Annotated in this window: 12 protein-coding genes and 1 pseudogene; 12 read left to right on the plus strand and 1 reads right to left on the minus strand. The window is 59.9% G+C overall.

The window, feature by feature from the left end:
• Positions 1-68: 68 nt before the first annotated feature.
• Positions 69-2,495 (minus strand): penicillin-binding protein 1A, encoded by a 2,427-nt coding sequence (locus tag CYD26_RS17790; protein WP_176717395.1) that lies wholly within the window; start codon positions 2,493-2,495, stop codon positions 69-71.
• A gap of 183 nt (positions 2,496-2,678) precedes the next feature.
• Between CYD26_RS17790 and pilM the strand changes: the two genes are divergently transcribed.
• From pilM to CYD26_RS17855, 12 genes and pseudogenes are all read left to right on the plus strand, one after another.
• Positions 2,679-3,602 (plus strand): type IV pilus biogenesis protein PilM, encoded by a 924-nt coding sequence (pilM, locus tag CYD26_RS17795; RefSeq protein WP_102053219.1) that lies wholly within the window; start codon positions 2,679-2,681, stop codon positions 3,600-3,602.
• On the plus strand, positions 3,602-4,144 hold the full coding sequence (locus CYD26_RS17800) for a PilN domain-containing protein (protein ID WP_102053220.1): 543 nt from the start codon (positions 3,602-3,604) through the stop codon (positions 4,142-4,144). The genes pilM and CYD26_RS17800 overlap by 1 nt, the downstream gene beginning before the upstream one ends.
• Positions 4,141-5,082: a pilus assembly protein PilP gene (locus tag CYD26_RS17805; protein WP_102053221.1), complete on the plus strand. Its 942-nt coding sequence runs from the start codon at positions 4,141-4,143 to the stop codon at positions 5,080-5,082. The genes CYD26_RS17800 and CYD26_RS17805 overlap by 4 nt, the downstream gene beginning before the upstream one ends.
• Positions 5,083-5,181: 99 nt before the next feature.
• Positions 5,182-6,360: pseudogene (locus CYD26_RS17810) on the plus strand (type IV pilus secretin PilQ); the annotation flags it as partial.
• Positions 6,361-6,364: 4 nt separating this feature from the next.
• Positions 6,365-6,883: a shikimate kinase AroK gene (gene aroK / locus CYD26_RS17815; protein WP_065758209.1), complete on the plus strand. Its 519-nt coding sequence runs from the start codon at positions 6,365-6,367 to the stop codon at positions 6,881-6,883.
• A 94-nt stretch (positions 6,884-6,977) separates the two neighbouring features.
• On the plus strand, positions 6,978-8,075 hold the full coding sequence (gene aroB, locus CYD26_RS17820) for a 3-dehydroquinate synthase (protein ID WP_065758210.1): 1,098 nt from the start codon (positions 6,978-6,980) through the stop codon (positions 8,073-8,075).
• A gap of 16 nt (positions 8,076-8,091) precedes the next feature.
• A complete protein-coding gene (locus CYD26_RS17825) occupies positions 8,092-9,729 on the plus strand; it encodes an AAA family ATPase (RefSeq protein WP_102053223.1) in 1,638 nt (545 codons plus the stop codon).
• Positions 9,730-10,090: 361 nt separating this feature from the next.
• Positions 10,091-14,536 (plus strand): glutamate synthase large subunit, encoded by a 4,446-nt coding sequence (gltB, locus tag CYD26_RS17835; protein ID WP_065758212.1) that lies wholly within the window; start codon positions 10,091-10,093, stop codon positions 14,534-14,536.
• 32 nt (positions 14,537-14,568) lie between these two features.
• Positions 14,569-15,987 carry an FAD-dependent oxidoreductase gene (locus tag CYD26_RS17840; RefSeq protein ID WP_099773340.1) on the plus strand — a complete coding sequence of 473 codons (1,419 nt, stop codon included), beginning with the start codon at positions 14,569-14,571 and terminating at the stop codon, positions 15,985-15,987.
• 193 nt (positions 15,988-16,180) lie between these two features.
• Entirely contained in the window at positions 16,181-17,245 is a 1,065-nt protein-coding gene (gene hemE, locus CYD26_RS17845; protein WP_102053224.1) for a uroporphyrinogen decarboxylase, read from the plus strand.
• 109 nt (positions 17,246-17,354) lie between these two features.
• Entirely contained in the window at positions 17,355-17,699 is a 345-nt protein-coding gene (locus CYD26_RS17850; protein WP_099773342.1) for a YgiW/YdeI family stress tolerance OB fold protein, read from the plus strand.
• Between the two features lie 918 nt (positions 17,700-18,617).
• Positions 18,618-19,646, plus strand: a 1,029-nt coding sequence (locus tag CYD26_RS17855; RefSeq protein WP_218197061.1) for a CyaA/EF/ExoY family adenylyl cyclase toxin, incomplete at its 3' end; no start/stop codon positions are given.

Raw genomic sequence — 19,646 nt, forward strand, 5'->3', positions numbered from 1 at the left:
CCCCAACGATGACGCCGTCGCCTGCAAGAGCCGTACTCCTGCGGTGTAGGAGTACGGTTGCTATGGCGTCAGAACAGGTCGATCGGAGCCGCTTCATCTGCGGGCAGCGGGCTCCCCGGCAGATTGCTGTTGCCCAGTTCGTTGACTGACGGCGGTGAGTCTTCAGCCTTGAACAGTTCAAAGTAGGCGTTTGGCGTGCTAGGTGTCGCTGCACGACCACTGGCCGGGTCAATTCGCAGGCTGAGGATGCCCTCCGGCTCTGCCAGGCTGTGCGCAGGTTTGTCCTTCAGCGCTGCGCCCATGAAGTTGATCCAGATCGGCAGGGCTACCGTGCCGCCATACTCGCGATGGCCGAGGGTCTCGGGCTGGTCGAAGCCCGTCCACACCGTGGTGGTGTAGTCGGCGTTGTAGCCAGAGAACCAGGCATCCTTGGCTTCGTTGGTGGTGCCTGTCTTGCCGGCTAGGTCGGTTCGCCCCAGAACCATCGCCCTGCGCCCGGTGCCACGCTTGATCACGTCTTCCAGCATGCTGGTAAGGATGTACGCGGTGCGGCCATCGATTATACGTGGCGCGATCACTGGCGCTTGCACCATGGTCGTAGGGTTGGCGGTATCGACGCTGATTGGCCCGGCTTCGGGGGCGGCAATGCCGTTCTGGTCTTCATTACCTTGCGGCACGCGCGCCGGGTTGGCAGTGAACAGTGTTTCGCCGTTACGGCTCTCGATGCGCTCGATCAGGTACGGGGCGATCTTGTAGCCGCCGTTGGCAAAGGTGCTCCAGCCGGTGGCGATCTCCATCGGGGTCAGGGTTGCCGTGCCCAGGGCCAGCGACAGGTTGCGTGGCAGGTCCTGTTTGTTGAAGCCAAACTTGGTGATGTAGTCGATCGTGGTGTCGACGCCCATGCTCTGCAGCAGGCGGATCGAAACCATGTTGCGCGACTTGTACAGTGCCTCACGCAGGCGGATCGGGCCAAGGAAGGTGTTGGTGTCGTTCTTCGGGCGCCAGACCTTGTCCAGGTACTCGTCGACAAACACGATAGGGGCATCGTTGACCAGGCTGGCGGCGGTGTAGCCGTTATCCAGTGCAGCACTGTAGATGAATGGCTTGAAGCTTGAGCCTGGCTGACGCTTGGCTTGCATGGCGCGGTTGTAGTTGCTCTGCTCGAAGGAGAACCCGCCGACCAGTGCGCGGATAGCGCCGCTGTGGGGGTCGAGCGAGACCAGTGCGCTCTGCGCTGTGGGTACCTGGCTGAACTTCAGGATGCCGCTGCTCAGGCGTTGCACCCGGATCAGGTCGCCGATCTGGGCAACATCTGCAGGTTGTTGTGGGCTGCGGCCCTGGCTGTTGGTGCTGAGGAATGGGCGGGCCCATTTCATGCTGTCCCAGGCAACCGGAAGCTCTTCACCGGTGCGGGTCAGGACATGCAGGCCGCTCTTGTCAACCTGGGTCACGATGGCCGGCTCCAGGCCTCCCAGTGGTCGTTGCTTGTTCAGTTCCTGCAGCCATGCCGCTCGGGTTTTACCGGGCAGGCGCGATTCCGGTCCGCGGTAGCCGTGACGTTGGTCATAGGCGAGCAGCCCTTCCAGTACGGCATTGTTGGCCATTTCCTGGAGGTCGCTAGGGACGGTAACCGTCACCCGGAAACCTTCTGTGTAGGCGTCGCTGCCGTAGCGGCCAACCATCTCGGCGCGGGCCATCTCGGCGATGTAGGGCGCGTTCACTTCGGGGGTCGGTACGTGGTAGCTGGCGTTGATCGGCTCAGCCAACGCGCTCAGGTAGCTGGCTTCGTCGATTTTGCCAAGCTTGTACATACGGCCGAGGATCCAGTCGCGGCGCTCTTTGGCGCGTACCGGATTGGCCAGCGGGTTGAAGCGCGAGGGCGCCTTGGGCAGGCCGGCGATCATCGCCATTTGCGCCAGGCTTACGTCACGAATCGATTTGCCGTAGTAAACCTGGGCTGCGGCTTCAATGCCGTAGGCGCGGTTACCCAGGTAGATCTTGTTCACGTACAGCTCAAGGATTTCATCTTTGGTCAGTTCGCGCTCGATCTGCAGGGCCAGGAGAATTTCGTTGGTCTTGCGCGAGAAGCTGCGCTCGCTGCTCAGGAAGAAGTTCTTCGCCACCTGCATGGTGATGGTGCTGCCGCCACTCTGGATGTGGCCCGACTTGATCAATTGTGTTGCAGCGCGCATCAGGCTGCTCGGGTCGACCCCGTAGTGATTGGCGAAGTTGTCGTCTTCGGCAGCCAGCAATGCCTGGATGAAATGCGGCGGAATGTCGGCAAAACGGATGGGTGAACGACGCATTTCGCCAAACTCGGCGATGAGCTTGCCGTCACTGCTGTAGACCCGCAGGGGGATCTGCAACTGGATGCTTCTGAGGGCCTCTACCGAGGGCAAGCTGGGGCTAAGATACAGAAACGCGCCGCTCAGACCGAGTACGAGCGCACAAATGACTGCGACGAAAGACCACCAGAAGAACTTCAGCAGGCGTATCAAGGCTTTGGGGTGTCCAGGTAGAGGAGTGAGTTGAGCACAGGCCCGGCAGACGTCAAAAAACGCTGGGCATTATAAGCAAATTTCACCTCGGCGCGTTATGCGAGCTCTTGTCAAGGTGCTCGATTGCCGCTGGCGCAAGCGCTGCGCGGTGGATGGTGACTATAAAAATAGGGAAAGCCAATGTTTGGACGTTTCGGCAAGGATGCCGGTTCACTTTTGGGTATTGAAATTGTCGCTACTGCCGTACGCCTAGTGCAACTGGAGCGTCGTGGGGGCGGTTGCGCAGTGCGCGCCTGGGCGATTGAGCCACTGGCTGCTGGGGCGGTGATCGATGGGCGCATGGTGGCGCTTGATGTGATCGCAGCGGCGTTGGCCCAGGCATTCAGGCGCAGTGGCGCTACAGCGGTTGATGCCGCACTGTCGCTGCCGGCATCGGCGGTCATGTGTTGTGAGGTGACGTTGCCGCGTGGGCTCGGTGAGGCCGAAATGGCTGACCGTTTGTCTGACGAGCTTGCAGGCAGCATCCCTTACCCGCTCGATGACGCAGCCATCGACTTTCAAGTGATGGGTGTCAATGCGCAGGCGCCGGGCGCGCTCGATGTGGCGGTGGCGGTATGCCGCTGGGATGCGCTGGAGGTGATCGAGGAGGTCCTGGCGCTGGCTGGCCTGTGCCCACAGGTTGTCGATATCGACAGCCATGCCTTGCGGCGGGTTGCCTGTCGGGCGTCAGGTGAGGTGTCTGCGGTGCTAGTGGTCGAGACAGACCATCTTGTCTTTCATCGCCTGCGCGAGGCCGGTGAACACCGTCGGGACGAATTACGGGGCGGGGATGCGGCCCTGCAGTTGGAGTCCATTGTGCGTGCGCTCGACCACTGGTTGCTGGATAGCCTGGAGCGTGGCCGCGGATCAATGCCGGAGCAGTTGCTGTTGGCGGGTACTGGTGCCATTGCGGCGCTTGCCGAGCAGTTGCAGCCGAGGTTGGGTATTGCCTGCTCGGTGCTTGACCCCTTTGACGGCATGCTTGGTCTGCGGGATGGCGCATTGCGTGCAGCGGCGCCTTGCCTGGCGATTGCCAGCGGCCTTGCGCGCAGGAGCTTTGACTGATGCGGCGGGTCAACCTGCTGCCGTGGCGCGAGGCCAGGCGCCAGGCACGGGGTAAGCAGTTGCAGGTAATGCTGGTTGCAACGCTCGTGCTGGGGGGCGCAGGTGTGTACCTGGTGGATCGTGCGGTCGAACGGCGGCTAAGCGGACAGGAGGCGCGCAATGCCGGGTTGCAACAAGACAGTGAGCAGCTTGATGAGTTGATCGCCCGCCTGTCGGATCTGGCAGAGCAACGTGATGCCTTGCTGGAGCAGTTACAGGACGTTGAGGTGTTGCAGGAGTGCCAGGGATTCGACGTGCTTGAGCGTTTGGTTTACGCCGTGCCGCAGGGTGTACAGCTTACCGGATTGCTCTTTGAGGCTGCGCAGTTGAACGTCTCGGGGTTGGCCCCTTCAAGTGCAGCGGTTGCCCGCTTCCTGCGTAACCTTGGCACCGTACCGGGCTTGCAGAGGCCTGAGCTGCAGGATGTGCAGTCGAGCGGAACGGGGGTGGCTTTTCAACTGCTGGTGGGCGTGCAGTTGGCTGATTCGGAGCCTGCGCCATGAGCCGGCTGGCAATGCTTGCCGGTTTGGAGTGGGGCGTGCTGGGCAGTTGGTCCTGGCGGGCGAAGGCCGCGCTGCTGGCAGCCTCCTTGGCTGCCGTGACAGGGTTAGGCTACGGGGTTCAGGTACGTGATGGGCTGCTGGATCTTGAGCGCTCCATGGGCCGAGAGGCAGCGCTCAGGGGCGAAATTGCCGAAAAGTCGGTGCAGGCCGCGCTGTCGGAGGGCTATCACCAGCAGATCGATGCCTTGCAGCACCGTCTTGAGTCTGCAAGGCAGCGGTTGCAGCAGGGCGATGCTGCACGGTTGCTGGAGGATGTCGCGCGGCTGGGCGACGGGCTTTGGGTCGAGCAGTTCAAGCTGCTTGATGAGGTGCCTCATGCCTATTTTGTCGAACAGCCGCTGGAATTGAACGCCATAGGCGCTTATCCACAACTGACGGCCTTGCTCGCCGGTCTGGCCGGGCTGTCCCGTATCGTCACCTTGACGTCGTTGCAACTGGCCCCGGCGGAGGCGAAGGCACCGGGGCAACTGCAGCTGCGCCTGCTTGCCAGTACCTATCGTGCTGGTGATCAGTCTCAGGCGCTGGAGCCTGCCCTGTTGCCGGTGATCGTCGACGCTTCAGCGCCACTGCCACATGATCCGTTTGCTGCCGTTGAGCCACTTGAGTCGCGCACGCTGCTTGAGCGGCTTGCGCTTGAGCAGTTTGAAATGGTCGGCAGCCTGCGCGGCCGGCAGGGGAGAGTGGCTCTGCTGAGAGGGGCGGGTTCGATACACCGTATTCAGTTGGAGGATCGCTTGGGGCCTGATCACGGACGCGTCGTGGCCATCAGCGAGCATCAAGTGGAGCTTGTCGAGCAAGTGTTCATTGAGGGCAGGGGCTGGCTTGAGCGGCCCCGAACCCTTGTGTTGAAGCAGGCAGACCGAGGAGACGGTCGCTGACACTGGAGGTCATGGATGAGCAAGCGGTGTTGGGTGTTTGGGGTGTTGTTTTTAGTCATGGCAGACACAGATCTGCGCGCGGCTGTATCGACAGGCCTTTATGTTGGAGAGCCATTGTCGCTGAACTTTCAGGATGTCGAGGTGCGTTCGGTGTTGCAGGTGCTGGCCGATTTCACCGAGCTGAATCTGGTCACCAGCGACGCGGTGCAGGGCACTGTCACCCTGCGCTTGCAGGACGTGCCTTGGGATCACGCGTTGGACCTGGTGTTACGCAGCAAGGGGCTTGGCAGGCGCCTGGACGGTAATGTGCTGATGGTGGCACCGCTGGAAGAATTGGCGGGTCTGGCGACATTGCAGCGTGAGGTGTTGCAGGTCACGCATGCCAGGGCGGCAGATATCGCTGAGCTCTACCTGGGCTTGTTCACAGGGGATGCAGCAGGCGCTGAGCGCGGTGCGATCGTGATTGATGAACGCACCAACACGATTCTCGCGAACCAGACTTCGGCGCGCCTTGACGCGTTGCGCCAGCTCGTCGCGCAACTGGACGTGCCTGTGCGTCAGGTGCTGATCGAGGCAAGGATCGTTGAGGCCAATGTCGACTACGAGAAAAGCTTTGGCATTCGCTGGGGTGGCGAGTTGAGCCTGGGTGCTGGCGTGGCGCTCTACGGGCCGGGTGAGGTGGGGCGGCCTTTTGTCGACCTTGGGGCGGAACGGGCGAGCTCGGGCATCGGCTTGGGGCTGGTTCGTGACAGCCAATTGCTGGACCTTGAGCTCACTGCGATGGAAAAATCCGGTAACGGGGAGATCATCTCGCAGCCCAAGGTGGTGACTGCTGACCGAGAAACTGCACGGATCCTCAAGGGGACCGAGGTGCCTTATCAGGAGTCGGGCGCCAATGGCACCACCTCGATCACCTTTCGCGAGGCGTCCCTGTCACTTGAAGTGACGCCGCAGATCATGGCAGACAACCGTGTGGTGATGGCCGTCAAGGTGACCAAGGATGAGCCTGATTACCTCAATGCCCAGGCTCAGGTGCCGCCGATACGGAAGAATGAGGTCAACGCCAAGGTTCAGGTGGGTGATGGGGAGACCATCGTGATTGGCGGGGTGTATTCGACGGTGCAAAGTAAAGTGGTGGATAAGGTGCCATTTTTGGGCGATGTGCCGTATGTTGGGCGGCTGTTTAAGCGCGATGTCGTACAAGAAAAAAAATCTGAGCTGCTGGTCTTCCTGACTCCGCGTATCATGAGTGACCAGGCGATTGCTGTGAGTCGTTGATTCTGTGCGAAATTTGATACTTGTTGGGCCGATGGGTGCTGGCAAAAGCACCATTGGCCGTCTGCTTGCCAAAGAGCTGCGTCTGCCGTTCAAGGATTCCGATAAGGAAATCGAGCTGCGTACGGGCGCCAATATCCCATGGATCTTCGACAAGGAAGGCGAGCCGGGATTTCGTGATCGTGAGCAGGCGATGATCGCCGAGCTGTGCGAGGCCGATGGCGTTGTGCTTGCAACCGGCGGTGGTGCCGTGATGCGTGAAGCCAATCGTCGGGCATTGCATGCCGGTGGGCGAGTGGTTTACCTGCATGCCTCGGTTGAACAGCAAGTCGGGCGCACCGCGCGTGACCGCAATCGACCGTTGTTGCGTACCGCCGATCCTGCTGCGACCTTGCGTGCCTTGCTGGAGCTGCGCGATCCGCTGTACCGGGAGATCGCCGATCTGGTCGTCGAAACCGACGAACGGCCGCCGCGCATGGTGGTGCTGGATATTCTCGAGCGCCTGGAGAAGTTGCCGCCCCGTTAGGCTATCCTCGGCGGCCAGTCATGCCGTGACAGGGCACCTCGTTACTGCGCGGGCCGCGCTATTGCTCCCGCGCCCTAGTTCATTGTGGGGAAACATGCAGACACTTAAGGTCGAGTTGGGTGAACGTAGCTATCCGATCTACATTGGTGAGGGCTTGCTGGATCAGCCCGAGTTGCTGGCGCCGCACATAGCGGGTCGGCAGGTTGCCATCGTTTCCAACGAGACCGTTGCCCCCCTTTATCTGGAGCGCCTGACCCGTACATTGGGCGCTTTTTCAGTGCTGCCAGTGGTATTGCCGGATGGCGAAGCCTTCAAGAACTGGGAAACCCTGCAGCTGATTTTCGATGCCCTGCTGACCGCGCGTCATGATCGTCGGACCACCATTATCGCCCTTGGCGGCGGTGTGATCGGCGATATGGCCGGTTTTGCGGCGGCGTGCTACCAGCGTGGCGTGGATTTCATCCAGGTGCCGACCACGCTCCTGTCGCAGGTCGACTCCTCGGTGGGCGGCAAGACCGGTATCAACCATCCGTTGGGCAAGAACATGGTCGGTGCGTTCTATCAGCCCAATGCAGTGCTGATCGATACCACCAGCCTGAATACACTGCCGGCCCGCGAACTGTCGGCAGGCCTGGCGGAAGTCATCAAGTACGGCCTGATCTGCGATGAGCCGTTCCTGGGCTGGCTGGAAGCGAATGTCGATGCCCTGCGCCGGCTTGATCAAGCCGCGCTTACCGTTGCCATTCAGCGCTCCTGCGCGGCCAAGGCCGCCGTGGTCGGCGCTGATGAGCGTGAGTCCGGCGTGCGCGCCACGCTGAACCTGGGACATACCTTCGGTCATGCGATCGAGACTCACATGGGCTATGGTGTCTGGTTGCACGGCGAAGCCGTTGCCGCTGGCACAGTCATGGCGCTGGAAATGTCCATGCGTCTGGGCTGGATCAGTCAGCAGGCCCGAGATCGGGCCATCCGCCTGTTTCAACGCGCAGGCCTGCCGGTGGTGCCTCCACAGGAAATGACCCCGGCGCATTTCATGGAGCATATGGCAGTCGACAAAAAGGTACTCGACGGTCGCCTGCGGCTGGTGCTGTTGCGCCAGTTGGGTGAGGCCGTGGTTACCGACGACTATCCAAGAGAGATTCTTCAGGCCACGCTGGACGCGGATTACCGCGCGATCGTGGCCCAGCTTTGAGGTTGATAAGAGTTCGATGACTAGTTTGCATGCCGACGAGGCCTTTCTCGGCCATTACCAGTTGAGCCACGACCCCTTCGCTGCGCGGGTGCCTGGTTTCAAATTCTTCCCGGCCCAGCGCAAGCCGGTGTTGGGCCAGCTCCATCACCTGGCGCGTTACAGTCAACTATTGCTGGTGGTCACCGGGCCACTGGGCAGCGGCAAGACCTTGCTGCGCCAAGCCCTGGTCGCCAGTACCAACAAACAGTCCGTACAGAGCATTGTGGTCTCGGCACGTGGGGCCAGCGATGCCGCCAGTGTGCTGGGGCAAGTCGCCCAGTCGTTGAACCTGGCCAAGGCCGAGGTTCCAGAGATTCTCGCTCAGGTGGTGCAGTTGGCACTGACCGGGCAGGAAGTCTATTTGCTGGTCGATGATGCGGAACAACTCGACGAGTCGGCACTCCAAGCCTTGCTGGAACTGGCTGCGGGCACTCCTGAGGGGCGTCCGCACGTGTTCCTGTTCGGTGAGCCGTCACTGATCGCCGGGCTGGATGCGCTGAATGCCGAGCAGGAGCGCTTCCACATCATTGAGCTGCAGCCTTACAGCGAGGATGAAACCCGGGAGTACCTGGAGCAACGCCTGGAAGGTGCCGGAAGTGGCCTCAATGTGCTGACCAGTGAGCAGATCGCCGATATTCACGAGCATTCGGAGGGTTGGCCTGGCGTAATCAACCAGGTTGCCCGGGATGCCTTGATCGAAGCCATGATTGCCAGCCGCACGACGGCGAAGCGACCATCAATGGGGTTCAAAATGCCTAAGAAGCACGTACTGGCGTTGTCTGCTGTGGTAGTGGTCGCCGTTGCAGCGGCGGTGTTGATGCCCAAGAAGGGCGACCAGGCGCCTGCCGGAGCGCCTGCAGAGCAGGCACAGCTGCCATTGGGCCAGGGGCAGCCAAGCACTGCCCAGTCCAACAATGGTGGCCCGGCCATCGAATTTGCTGGCTCCTCGCAGCCTATGCCATTGCCACTGGTGGGGCAGTCTCAACCGGTGATGCGTGGTCCGCTGGCTGAAGCGGCGGGCATGGGGGACGGTGATGAAAGTACGCCTGCTGGCGAAACTGCATTGCAGCCGCCTACTGTGACGACCATCGCCCCCCCTGCTGGTGTTCCCGCTGGCCCTGCACCGACACCTGCCCAACCGGTAGCGTCTACTCAGGTGCAACCGGCTGCACACGCTCAGCAAGCCCCGGTCGCCGCTGCCAGCAAGCCGGTTGCGCCTGCACCTGCAGTGAAGCCTGCGCCTGCCCCTGTGCAGGTCGCCGCAGCCAAGCCGGCGCCGAAACCGGTAGAAAAGCCGGCGGAGAAACCAGTCGCGAAGGCCGCCGCCGGTGGTAACTGGTACGCCGGGCAAAAGCCGAGCAACTATGTGGTCCAGATCCTCGGTACCAGCTCTGAGGCAACGGCCCAGGCCTATGTCAATTCTCAGGGTGGCGACTATCGCTACTTCAAGAAAAACCTGCAGGGCAAGCCGCTGTTCGTCGTTACCTACGGCAACTTTGCCAGCCGTGATGCCGCACTTGCTGCAATCAAGGCCTTGCCAGCCAAGGTCCAGGCTGGTAAACCTTGGCCTCGTAGTGTTGCCAGCGTCCAACAAGAGCTGGCAGCGACCCGCTGAAATAGCTCGGTGGCACCACCCCCGCCACCTGCTGAGCGTCTCCTGAATTTCGGTCAAGCCTGCTGCGCCATGCGCGGCAGGCTTTTCTGTCCCAGACTGACGGCCAAAAGCCATTGCAGTCCAGGCTGAAACGCTTCAGACTCAAGCGAAGCCGATATCACGGCAGTGCTTATAAAACATTCAAAAATGCGACATGGATTTGCGCGATTTCGTCGCCAAATTTGTGGGCTACCTTGTCGCTGTGCAACAATGACTGCCCTTTTGCCCCCGCAAAGCTGGCGTTCGTTCGGCGTGGATGGTAAGTGGTTGTACTAAAAAGAGATTTGCCTTGGTGAGAGGCGAACCTGGTGAGAAAGTGTCTATGAAAACAGGTCTGTACCATCCCGAAGAATTCAAGGATAACTGTGGTTTTGGCCTGATCGCCCATATGACGGGCGAACCCAGCCACCACCTTTTGCAAACGGCCATCGAGGCCCTGACCTGCATGACCCACCGTGGTGGGATCAACGCCGACGGCAAGACCGGTGACGGCTGCGGTCTGCTGATGCAGAAGCCCGATCAGTTCCTGCGAGCCGTCGCTCGCGAGCAGTTCGGCAGCGACCTGCCCAAGCAGTACGCCGTGGGCATGGTCTTCTTCAATCAGGATGATGCCAAGGCGCAGGCGGCACGCGCCAACATGGACAAGGAAATCCTTGCCGCGGGCCTGCAATTGCTGGGCTGGCGCAAGGTGCCGATCGATACCAGCGTTCTGGGCCGTCTGGCCTTGGAGCGCCTGCCGCAAATCGAGCAGGTGTTCATCGGCGGTGAAGGCCTGAGCGATCAGGAATTCGCCATCAAGCTGTTCAGTGCGCGTCGGCGCTCGTCGGTGGCCAACGCTGCCGATACCGACCACTACATCTGCAGCTTCTCGCACAAGACGATCATCTATAAGGGCCTGATGATGCCGGCAGACCTTGCCGCCTTCTATCCGGACCTCAGCGACGAGCGCCTGCAGACTGCGATCTGCGTGTTCCACCAGCGCTTCTCCACCAACACCCTGCCGAAATGGCCGCTGGCTCAGCCATTCCGCTTCCTCGCCCACAACGGCGAGATCAACACCATTACGGGTAACCGCAACTGGGCCCAGGCGCGTCGGACCAAGTTCGCCAACGAACTGATTCCTGATCTGGAAGAGCTCGGCCCGCTGGTCAACCGCGTCGGTTCCGACTCTTCGAGCATGGACAACATGCTGGAGTTGATGGTCACCGGCGGTATCGACCTGTTCCGTGGCGTGCGGATGATCATTCCGCCAGCGTGGCAGAACGTCGAGACCATGGACGCTGACCTGCGTGCGTTCTATGAGTACAACTCCATGCATATGGAGCCATGGGATGGCCCAGCCGGTGTGGTCATGACCGAAGGTCGCCACGCCGTATGCCTGCTCGACCGTAACGGCCTGCGTCCAGCCCGTTGGGTCACCACCAAGAACGGCTACATCACCTTGGCGTCGGAAATCGGCGTGTGGGACTACAAGCCTGAAGATGTGATCGCCAAGGGCCGTGTCGGCCCGGGCCAGATCTTCGCCGTGGACACTGAAACCGGGCAGATCCTCGACACCGACGCCATCGACAACCGGCTGAAGTCGCGTCACCCGTACAAGCGCTGGCTGCGCCAGAACGCCCTGCGTATCCAGGCAACCCTGAGCGATGACCAGGGCGTGGCCAGCTACGATGCTGACCAGCTCAAGCAGTACATGAAGATGTTCCAGGTCACCTTCGAGGAACGTGACCAAGTGCTGCGTCCGCTCGGTGAGCAAGGCCAGGAAGCTGTGGGCTCGATGGGTGACGACACGCCGATGGCAGTGTTGTCGCAGCGCGTGCGTTCGACGTACGACTACTTCCGTCAGCAGTTTGCCCAGGTCACCAACCCGCCGATCGACCCGCTGCGCGAAGCGATCGTCATGTCCCTGGAAATCTGCCTCGGTGCCGAGCGCAACATCTTCCAGGAATCGCCTGAGCATGCCTCGCGGGTGATCCTCAGCTCCCCAGTGATTTCGCCCGCCAAGTGGCGTTCGCTGATGAGCCTGGATCGTCCAGGTTTCGAGCGTCAGTTGATCGACCTCAACTATGAGGAAAGCCTCGGCCTTGAGGCAGCGGTCCGCAACATTGCCGATCAGGCTGAAGAAGCGGTGCGCAGTGGCAAGACTCAACTGGTGTTGAGCGACCGCCATATTGCCCCGGGCAAGCTGCCGGTGCATGCATCGCTGGCTGTCGGTGCCGTACACCACCGCCTGACCGAGCAAGGCCTGCGCTGCGACAGTAACATCCTGGTGGAAACCGCGACCGCGCGTGACCCGCATCACTTTGCGGTACTGATCGGTTTCGGCGCTTCTGCTGTGTACCCGTACCTGGCGTACGAAGTGCTGGCCGACCTGATCCGCACCGGGGAAGTGCTGGGTGACCTGGATGAGGTCTTCAAGTACTACCGTAAAGGCATCTCCAAGGGCCTGCTGAAGATCCTGTCGAAGATGGGTATCTCCACCATTGCTTCTTACCGCGGCGCCCAGTTGTTCGAGGCCGTTGGCCTGTCGGATGAAGTGGTCGCGCTGAGTTTCCGTGGCGTTGCCAGCCGCCTGAAAGGCGCACGTTTCGTTGATATCGAGAACGAGCAGAAGCTGCTCGCTGCCGAAGCCTGGAGCCCGCGCAAGCCCATCCAGCAAGGCGGTTTGCTCAAGTTCGTTCACGGTGGCGAATACCACGCCTACAACCCGGATGTGGTCAACACCCTGCAAGCCGCTGTGCAGCAGGGCGACTATGCCAAATTCAAGGAATACACCGCGCTGGTCGACAAGCGTCCGGTGTCGATGATCCGCGACCTGCTGAAGGTCAAGGTCGCAGACCAGGCCCTGGCGCTGGACGAAGTCGAGCCACTGGAAGCGATCCTCAAGCGTTTCGACTCTGCTGGTATCTCGCTTGGCGCCCTGTCGCCAGAGGCGCACGAAGCGCTGGCTGAAGCCATGAACCGCCTGGGTGCGCGTTCCAACTCCGGTGAGGGCGGTGAAGACCCAGCCCGCTATGGCACCATCAAGAGCTCCAAGATCAAGCAGGTGGCCACAGGCCGTTTCGGCGTGACGCCGGAATACCTGGTCAACGCTGAAGTGTTGCAGATCAAGGTGGCCCAGGGCGCCAAGCCGGGTGAGGGTGGGCAACTGCCAGGTGGCAAGGTCAACGGCCTGATCGCCAAGCTGCGTTATGCCGTACCTGGCGTAACCCTGATCTCGCCGCCGCCGCACCACGACATCTATTCCATCGAAGACTTGTCGCAGCTGATTTTCGACCTCAAGCAGGTCAACCCGCAGGCGCTGGTTTCGGTGAAACTGGTGGCAGAAGCGGGCGTCGGTACCATCGCCGCTGGCGTGGCCAAGGCCTATGCCGACCTGATCACCATCTCCGGTTACGACGGTGGTACTGGTGCTTCGCCACTGACCTCGATCAAGTACGCCGGTGCCCCGTGGGAACTGGGCTTGGCCGAGACTCACCAGACCCTGCGCGGCAACGATTTGCGTGGCAAGGTTCGCGTGCAGACCGACGGCGGCCTGAAGACCGGCCTGGACGTGATCAAGGCAGCCATCCTGGGTGCTGAAAGCTTTGGCTTCGGTACGGCGCCAATGATCGCCCTTGGCTGCAAATACCTGCGTATCTGTCACCTGAACAACTGCGCCACTGGTGTAGCGACCCAGAACGACAAACTGCGCAAGGACCACTACATCGGTACCGTCGACATGGTGGTGAACTTCTTCACCTACGTCGCCGAAGAAACCCGTGAGTGGCTGGCCAAACTGGGCGTGCGTAGCCTCGGTGAGCTGATCGGGCGCACCGATCTGCTGGAAATGCTCCCGGGCGAAACTGCCAAGCAGCAGCACCTGGACCTCAGCCCGCTGCTGGGCAGTGAGCATGTGCCGGCTGACAAGCCGCAGTTCTGCCAAGTTGACCGCAACCCACCGTTCGACAAGGGTGTGCTGGCCGAGAAGATGGTCGAGATGGCCCTGCCAGCGATCAAGGATCTGGCGGGCGCCGAATTCAACCTGGACATCTGCAACTGCGACCGTTCGATCGGCGCGCGGATTTCCGGCGAGATCGCCCGTCTGCACGGCAACCAGGGCATGGCCAAGGCGCCTGTCACCTTCCGCTTCAAGGGTACCGCAGGCCAGAGCTTCGGCGTCTGGAACGCAGGTGGCCTGAACATGTATCTGGAAGGCGACGCCAACGACTATGTCGGCAAAGGCATGACTGGCGGCAAGCTGGTGATCGTACCGCCAGCGGGCAGCCCGTTTGCTACGCAGCACAGCGCGATCATCGGCAACACCTGCCTGTATGGTGCCACTGGCGGCAAGCTGTTTGCTGCGGGTACTGCCGGCGAGCGTTTTGCTGTGCGTAACTCCGGCGCCCACACGGTTGTGGAGGGTACTGGCGACCACTGCTGCGAATACATGACTGGCGGTTTCGTTTGCGTACTGGGCAAGACCGGCTACAACTTCGGTTCTGGTATGACCGGTGGTTTCGCCTACGTGCTCGACCAGGACAACAGCTTCGTTGACAAGGTCAACCACGAACTGGTGGAAATCCAGCGGATCACCGGCGAAGCGATGGAAGCGTACCGCAGCCACTTGCAGCGCGTGCTCGGCGAGTATGTCGAAGAGACGGGTAGCGAGTGGGGACGTGAGCTCTGGGAGAACCTGGACGACTACGTGCGCCGCTTCTGGCTGGTCAAGCCGAAGGCTGCGAGCCTGAAGAACCTGCTGTCCAGCACCCGTGCCAACCCGCAGTGATATGCGCCTGAAGAGTTTGATGAGGTTTAAACATGGCTGAACGTCTGAGTAATGACTTCCAGTTCATCGAGGTCGGGCGCAAGGATCCGAAGAAGAAACTGCTGCGTCAACGCAAGAAAGAGTTCGTGGAGATCTACGAACCCTTCAAACCCCAGCAGTCGGCCGAACAGGCCCACCGCTGCCTGGGCTGTGGCAACCCGTACTGCGAATGGAAGTGCCCGGTGCACAACTTCATTCCCAACTGGTTGAAACTGGTGTCCGAGGGCAACATCCTGGCGGCGGCGGAACTGTCGCACCAGACCAACACCCTGCCGGAAGTCTGCGGCCGGGTGTGCCCGCAGGACCGCCTGTGCGAGGGTGCCTGCACCCTCAACGACGGTTTTGGTGCGGTGACCATCGGTTCGGTCGAGAAGTACATCACCGACACCGCGTTCGCCATGGGCTGGCGCCCGGACATGTCCAAGGTCAAGCCGACCGGCAAGCGTGTCGCGATCATCGGTGCCGGTCCGGCTGGCCTGGGCTGTGCCGACGTGCTGGTGCGTGGTGGGGTAACCCCGGTGGTGTTCGACCGGAACCCGGAAATCGGCGGTCTGCTGACCTTCGGTATCCCCGAGTTCAAGCTGGAAAAGACCGTGTTGAGCAATCGTCGCGAAGTCTTCACCGGCATGGGCATCGAGTTCCGCCTAAACACCGAAGTGGGCAAGGACATCAGCATGGAACAGCTGCTGGCCGAGTACGATGCCGTGTTCATGGGCATGGGTACCTACACCTACATGAAAGGCGGTTTCCCTGGTGAAGACTTGCCGGGTGTGCATGATGCGCTGGACTTCCTGGTGGCCAACGTCAACCGCAACCTGGGCTTTGAAAAGTCGCCGGAAGATTTCGTCGACATGAAAGGCAAGAAGGTCGTGGTGCTGGGCGGTGGTGACACGGCGATGGACTGCAACCGCACGTCCATCCGTCAGGGTGCCAAGGCGGTAACCTGCGCCTATCGTCGTGACGAAGCCAACATGCCAGGCTCGCGCAAAGAGGTGAAGAACGCCAAGGAAGAGGGCGTGAAATTCCTCTACAACCGTCAGCCAATCGCCATTGTGGGCGAAGACAAGGTTGAGGGCGTGAAGGTTGTCGAGACCCGTCTCGGCGAGCCGGATGCCCGTGGCCGTCGCAGCCCTGAGCCGATTCCCGGCTCCGAGGAAATCATCCCGGCAGACGCCGTGGTGATCGCCTTTGGCTTCCGTCCAAGCCCCGCGCCATGGTTCGAGCAGTTCAGCATCCAGACCGATAGCCAGGGCCGTGTGGTGGCGCCGGAGCAGGGCGCGTACAAGCACCAGACCAGCAACCCGAAGATCTTCGCCGGTGGCGATATGGTCCGTGGGTCTGACCTGGTGGTGACTGCGATCTTCGAAGGGCGCAACGCCGCTGAAGGGATCCTGGACTACCTGGGCGTCTGAAAAAGCATCGCGGGGCGAGCCCGCTCCCACAGGGTCAGCGTCACTGCGACCGTGGTGGGGCGAGCTCGTCCGGCGATGAAGTTTGGAAAATCTATTGACCTAGTGCAGGTCGATAGACAAAAGGCACGGTTCATACCGTGCCTTTTACGTTGGTGTCTGAGAAAATGCCCCCACTTTTTTTCCGGATGCCGACATGACTGCCTTGAAGAACGATCGTTTTCTGCGCGCCCTGCTCAAGCAACCCGTAGACGTTACCCCTGTATGGATGATGCGCCAGGCCGGCCGTTACCTGCCGGAGTACCGCGCCAGCCGTGCCAAGGCCGGCGATTTCATGAGCCTGTGCATGAACCCGCAGTTTGCCTGCGAGGTCACCCTGCAGCCGCTGGACCGCTATCCGCTGGACGCGGCGATCCTGTTCTCCGACATCCTCACCATTCCCGACGCCATGGGCCAGGGCCTGTACTTTGAAACCGGCGAAGGCCCGCGTTTCAAGAAGGTCGTCAGCACCCTGGCTGACATCGAAGCCTTGCCGATCCCCGATCCGCAGAAGGACCTGGGCTACGTGATGGATGCGGTCAGCACCATTCGCCGTGAGCTCAATGGCCGGGTGCCGCTGATCGGCTTCTCCGGCAGCCCATGGACCCTGGCCACCTACATGGTCGAAGGCGGCTCGTCGAAAGACTTCCGCAAGACCAAGGCCATGCTCTACGACAACCCGCAGGCCATGCACCTGTTGCTGGACAAGTTGGCGCAGTCTGTAACCTCGTACCTCAACGGGCAGATCCTCGCCGGAGCGCAAGCCGTGCAGATCTTCGACACCTGGGGTGGCAACCTGTCGGCGGCGGCTTACCAGGAGTTCTCCCTGGCCTACATGCGCAAGATCGTCAGTGGCCTGATCCGCGAGCACGAAGGGCGCAAGGTTCCGGTCATCCTGTTCACCAAGAATGGCGGCCTGTGGCTGGAAAGCATTGCGGATGCTGGCGCCGACGCCCTTGGCCTGGACTGGACCTGCGACATTGGCGAAGCCCGCCAGCGCGTCGGCGCCAAGGTTGCCCTGCAGGGCAACATGGACCCGACCGTACTCTACGCCAAGCCTGAAGCCATCCGTGCTGAAGTGGGGCGTATCCTGGCCAGCTACGGGCATGGCACCGGTCACGTGTTCAACCTCGGCCATGGCATCACCCCGGAAGTCGATCCTGAGCATGCTGGTGTCTTCATCAACGCCGTTCATGAGTTGTCGGCGCAGTACCACCAGTAAGCACTGTTGAATAAAAAGCGCCCGGCCAATGCCGGGCGTTTTGCATTAAGTTTGAATTCAGCGTGCCTGCTTATGCTGGTCCCATCGAAACCAAGATTGGATCACACTTATGAAAACCCGCTATCTCGCACTGCTTCTCGCTCCCCTGTTCAGCACCGCTGCCCTGGCCGCTGGCTACACGGGCCCTGGCGCACAATCGGTGGCCACGGTTGCCGAGGCCCACAACGCGGCTGACGACACCCCAGCCGTGCTGCAAGGTCACATCACCCAGAAGCTGAAGAACGAGAAGTACGAGTTCAAGGATGCTACCGGCAACATCATTGTCGAAATCGACGACGAAGACCTGCCGCCAGTGGCCTTCAACGACAAGACCCTGGTCAAACTGACTGGCGAAGTCGACAAGGGCCTGATGAAGCGTGATGTCGATGTGGATCTGGTCGAGGTATTGAACTGAGTCTGCGCAGGAACGGCACCTCATTTGCTCTTGAATACAGGTTTACACCTGTTTCCACAAAACGCTCGATGCATTGCATCGGGCGTTTTTTATTTCAGGGGCAGTTGGGCCGCTCCCCGTTATAGATCAACACAGATTTATCCCCCATCTGCAGTGCCTTCATCACCTCTCGATCCTGGCGTGCCCTCGAATCAAAGACCCGGTTGTGCTTGTAAAAAGCGTGGCGCGAAATGCCCATGAGCATGAATCTGTAAACCCTGTTCAGGATGGGATATCTCTTACATGCATGGATCCAACTGTCCCACTCAAAAACAGGTGGTTCTGACGGTAAATCCGCTCTCGTCTGAGAATTTTCCTACAGATAAGCTCGGATCAATGTCGAATAATGGCTTTCCGCTACCTGGAAAACTTTGCATCAGAGGTGAGGTATTACAGATGCTCTGAGTCTTCGCATGCGAAGAAAGGGTTCTCTTTGATTATGTCAGGTGTTTTTCTTTAAGCCTGGCTCATGCATTACTTTGGTGGCTGTCCCGGCCAAAAAGATGCTCTTTTATTGCCTTGATCGGATGTCTGAAGACACCACGATCCGCAACGTTGAATGCCTGTTGGAAACACAGAAGTAGATCCCGCTTCACGTGCGGGCCAATGTTGTGCACCCCTTCGGGTGATTAAACATAAGTTTGCGGATAGGTACTTTGATTTTCGCAGCCTGAAAAAGCGCCGCGTAGCAGGTCACGTTATTTGCCCTGCCGAATCTGTGTGTAACGCGGAAACGGCTATGGGTTGCGGGATACGTGTGCCTGTCAGGCGGGGATATCAACTTCAAATGACGTCGTTCAAGGGGGATCCATGAGTTAAGAATAGGCTGGTTTTATTCTAGATGCTTTCTAGGCACGATTAATGCTCGAAGAGGTAAGTATGCTTACAGAAATTGATTGTGGTATGACGCGTGACCATATTAATGTCTTTCAATCGCTCGCGCGTGAATATTCAACGTTCATTTTTGTTCGTCCCGTAAATCAGGACTCGACAAGTTTGATTGCCGAGGGTTACAGCACGAAAAAACTGGATATTCATGCTAAAAGCTCGAACTGGGGACCTATGTCTGGCTTTATCTGCGTCGATTCAGAACTCAGCAAGGTGGTCGATGAAGGGCCCGATAAGGTAGCTAAGAATCGTGAAGCTGTGCGACACGCTTTGCGCACAGATGGGGTGGGTCAGACTGAGTTGATAATCCCGTATACGCGAATCGAAGAACTCGTGAAAAAGGGATTATTTACCCATGCCGGCATGGGAGGATCATTCCAGGCCAGCAGCCGCAAAAATGTAAAGCAGATGCGCTTTGAATGTGAGCGAAGTGCGGATGGCCGGTGCCATGTTTATTACTATCCTGCGGGTAAAAAAATGCCTGTCATGGTCATTGGTTACAAACATGAGGGTGCCGTCATTGCGGTGACCGCGGATTATGACATTTTTGCAATTTGCCCCCACCATACAGCGCCCGGCTTCAGCAGTGCGTCGGTCGCTAATGTGACAGATCAAGGCCTCTTGGGTGTTCTTTCAAGATTTCAGGAGAATTTGATTCGTGTGATCAACTCCCGCTGCGGAAAACATCCGGTCGTAAACCATGGTACTGAACTGAACAACCCATTTCCGGAAAATGATCGAGAGCTGGCGATGTTTGTCCCGGGTGGAAATGCACGGATGATCAATAGAGGTCATTTGCACGATATCTTTGGGGATCTCGCTATTCGAGGCTTTCATGTGTATTCCAATAGCCGCTGGAACGCTGCTGTCAGAACGCATATTGGATCGAGGATGAGTCGACTGCAAAATCCTGCAGTGCGTGGGGCCTGCGCGACTAAATATCGGCGGCGGCAAAAACTGAGTGCAACACCTGACCTTTCCGGTACGGTGCTGCCCCTATGTCTTATACCGAACTCAGCG

Source organism: Pseudomonas sp. FFUP_PS_473 (assembly GCF_002858665.1).
Classification (GTDB): Bacteria; Pseudomonadota; Gammaproteobacteria; order Pseudomonadales; family Pseudomonadaceae; genus Aquipseudomonas; species Aquipseudomonas defluvii.

Excerpts from the sequence above, each read along its gene's own strand:
- aroB (WP_065758210.1), top strand. The coding sequence starts at position 6,978 with ATGCAGACACTTAAGGTCGAGTTGGGTGAACGTAGCTATCCGATCTAC.
- gltB (WP_065758212.1), top strand. The coding sequence starts at position 10,091 with ATGAAAACAGGTCTGTACCATCCCGAAGAATTCAAGGATAACTGTGGT.
- CYD26_RS17825 (WP_102053223.1), top strand. The coding sequence starts at position 8,092 with ATGACTAGTTTGCATGCCGACGAGGCCTTTCTCGGCCATTACCAGTTG.
- pilM (WP_102053219.1), top strand. The coding sequence starts at position 2,679 with ATGTTTGGACGTTTCGGCAAGGATGCCGGTTCACTTTTGGGTATTGAA.
- hemE (WP_102053224.1), top strand. The coding sequence starts at position 16,181 with ATGACTGCCTTGAAGAACGATCGTTTTCTGCGCGCCCTGCTCAAGCAA.
- CYD26_RS17850 (WP_099773342.1), top strand. The coding sequence starts at position 17,355 with ATGAAAACCCGCTATCTCGCACTGCTTCTCGCTCCCCTGTTCAGCACC.
- CYD26_RS17805 (WP_102053221.1), top strand. The coding sequence starts at position 4,141 with ATGAGCCGGCTGGCAATGCTTGCCGGTTTGGAGTGGGGCGTGCTGGGC.
- CYD26_RS17800 (WP_102053220.1), top strand. The coding sequence starts at position 3,602 with ATGCGGCGGGTCAACCTGCTGCCGTGGCGCGAGGCCAGGCGCCAGGCA.
- CYD26_RS17840 (WP_099773340.1), top strand. The coding sequence starts at position 14,569 with ATGGCTGAACGTCTGAGTAATGACTTCCAGTTCATCGAGGTCGGGCGC.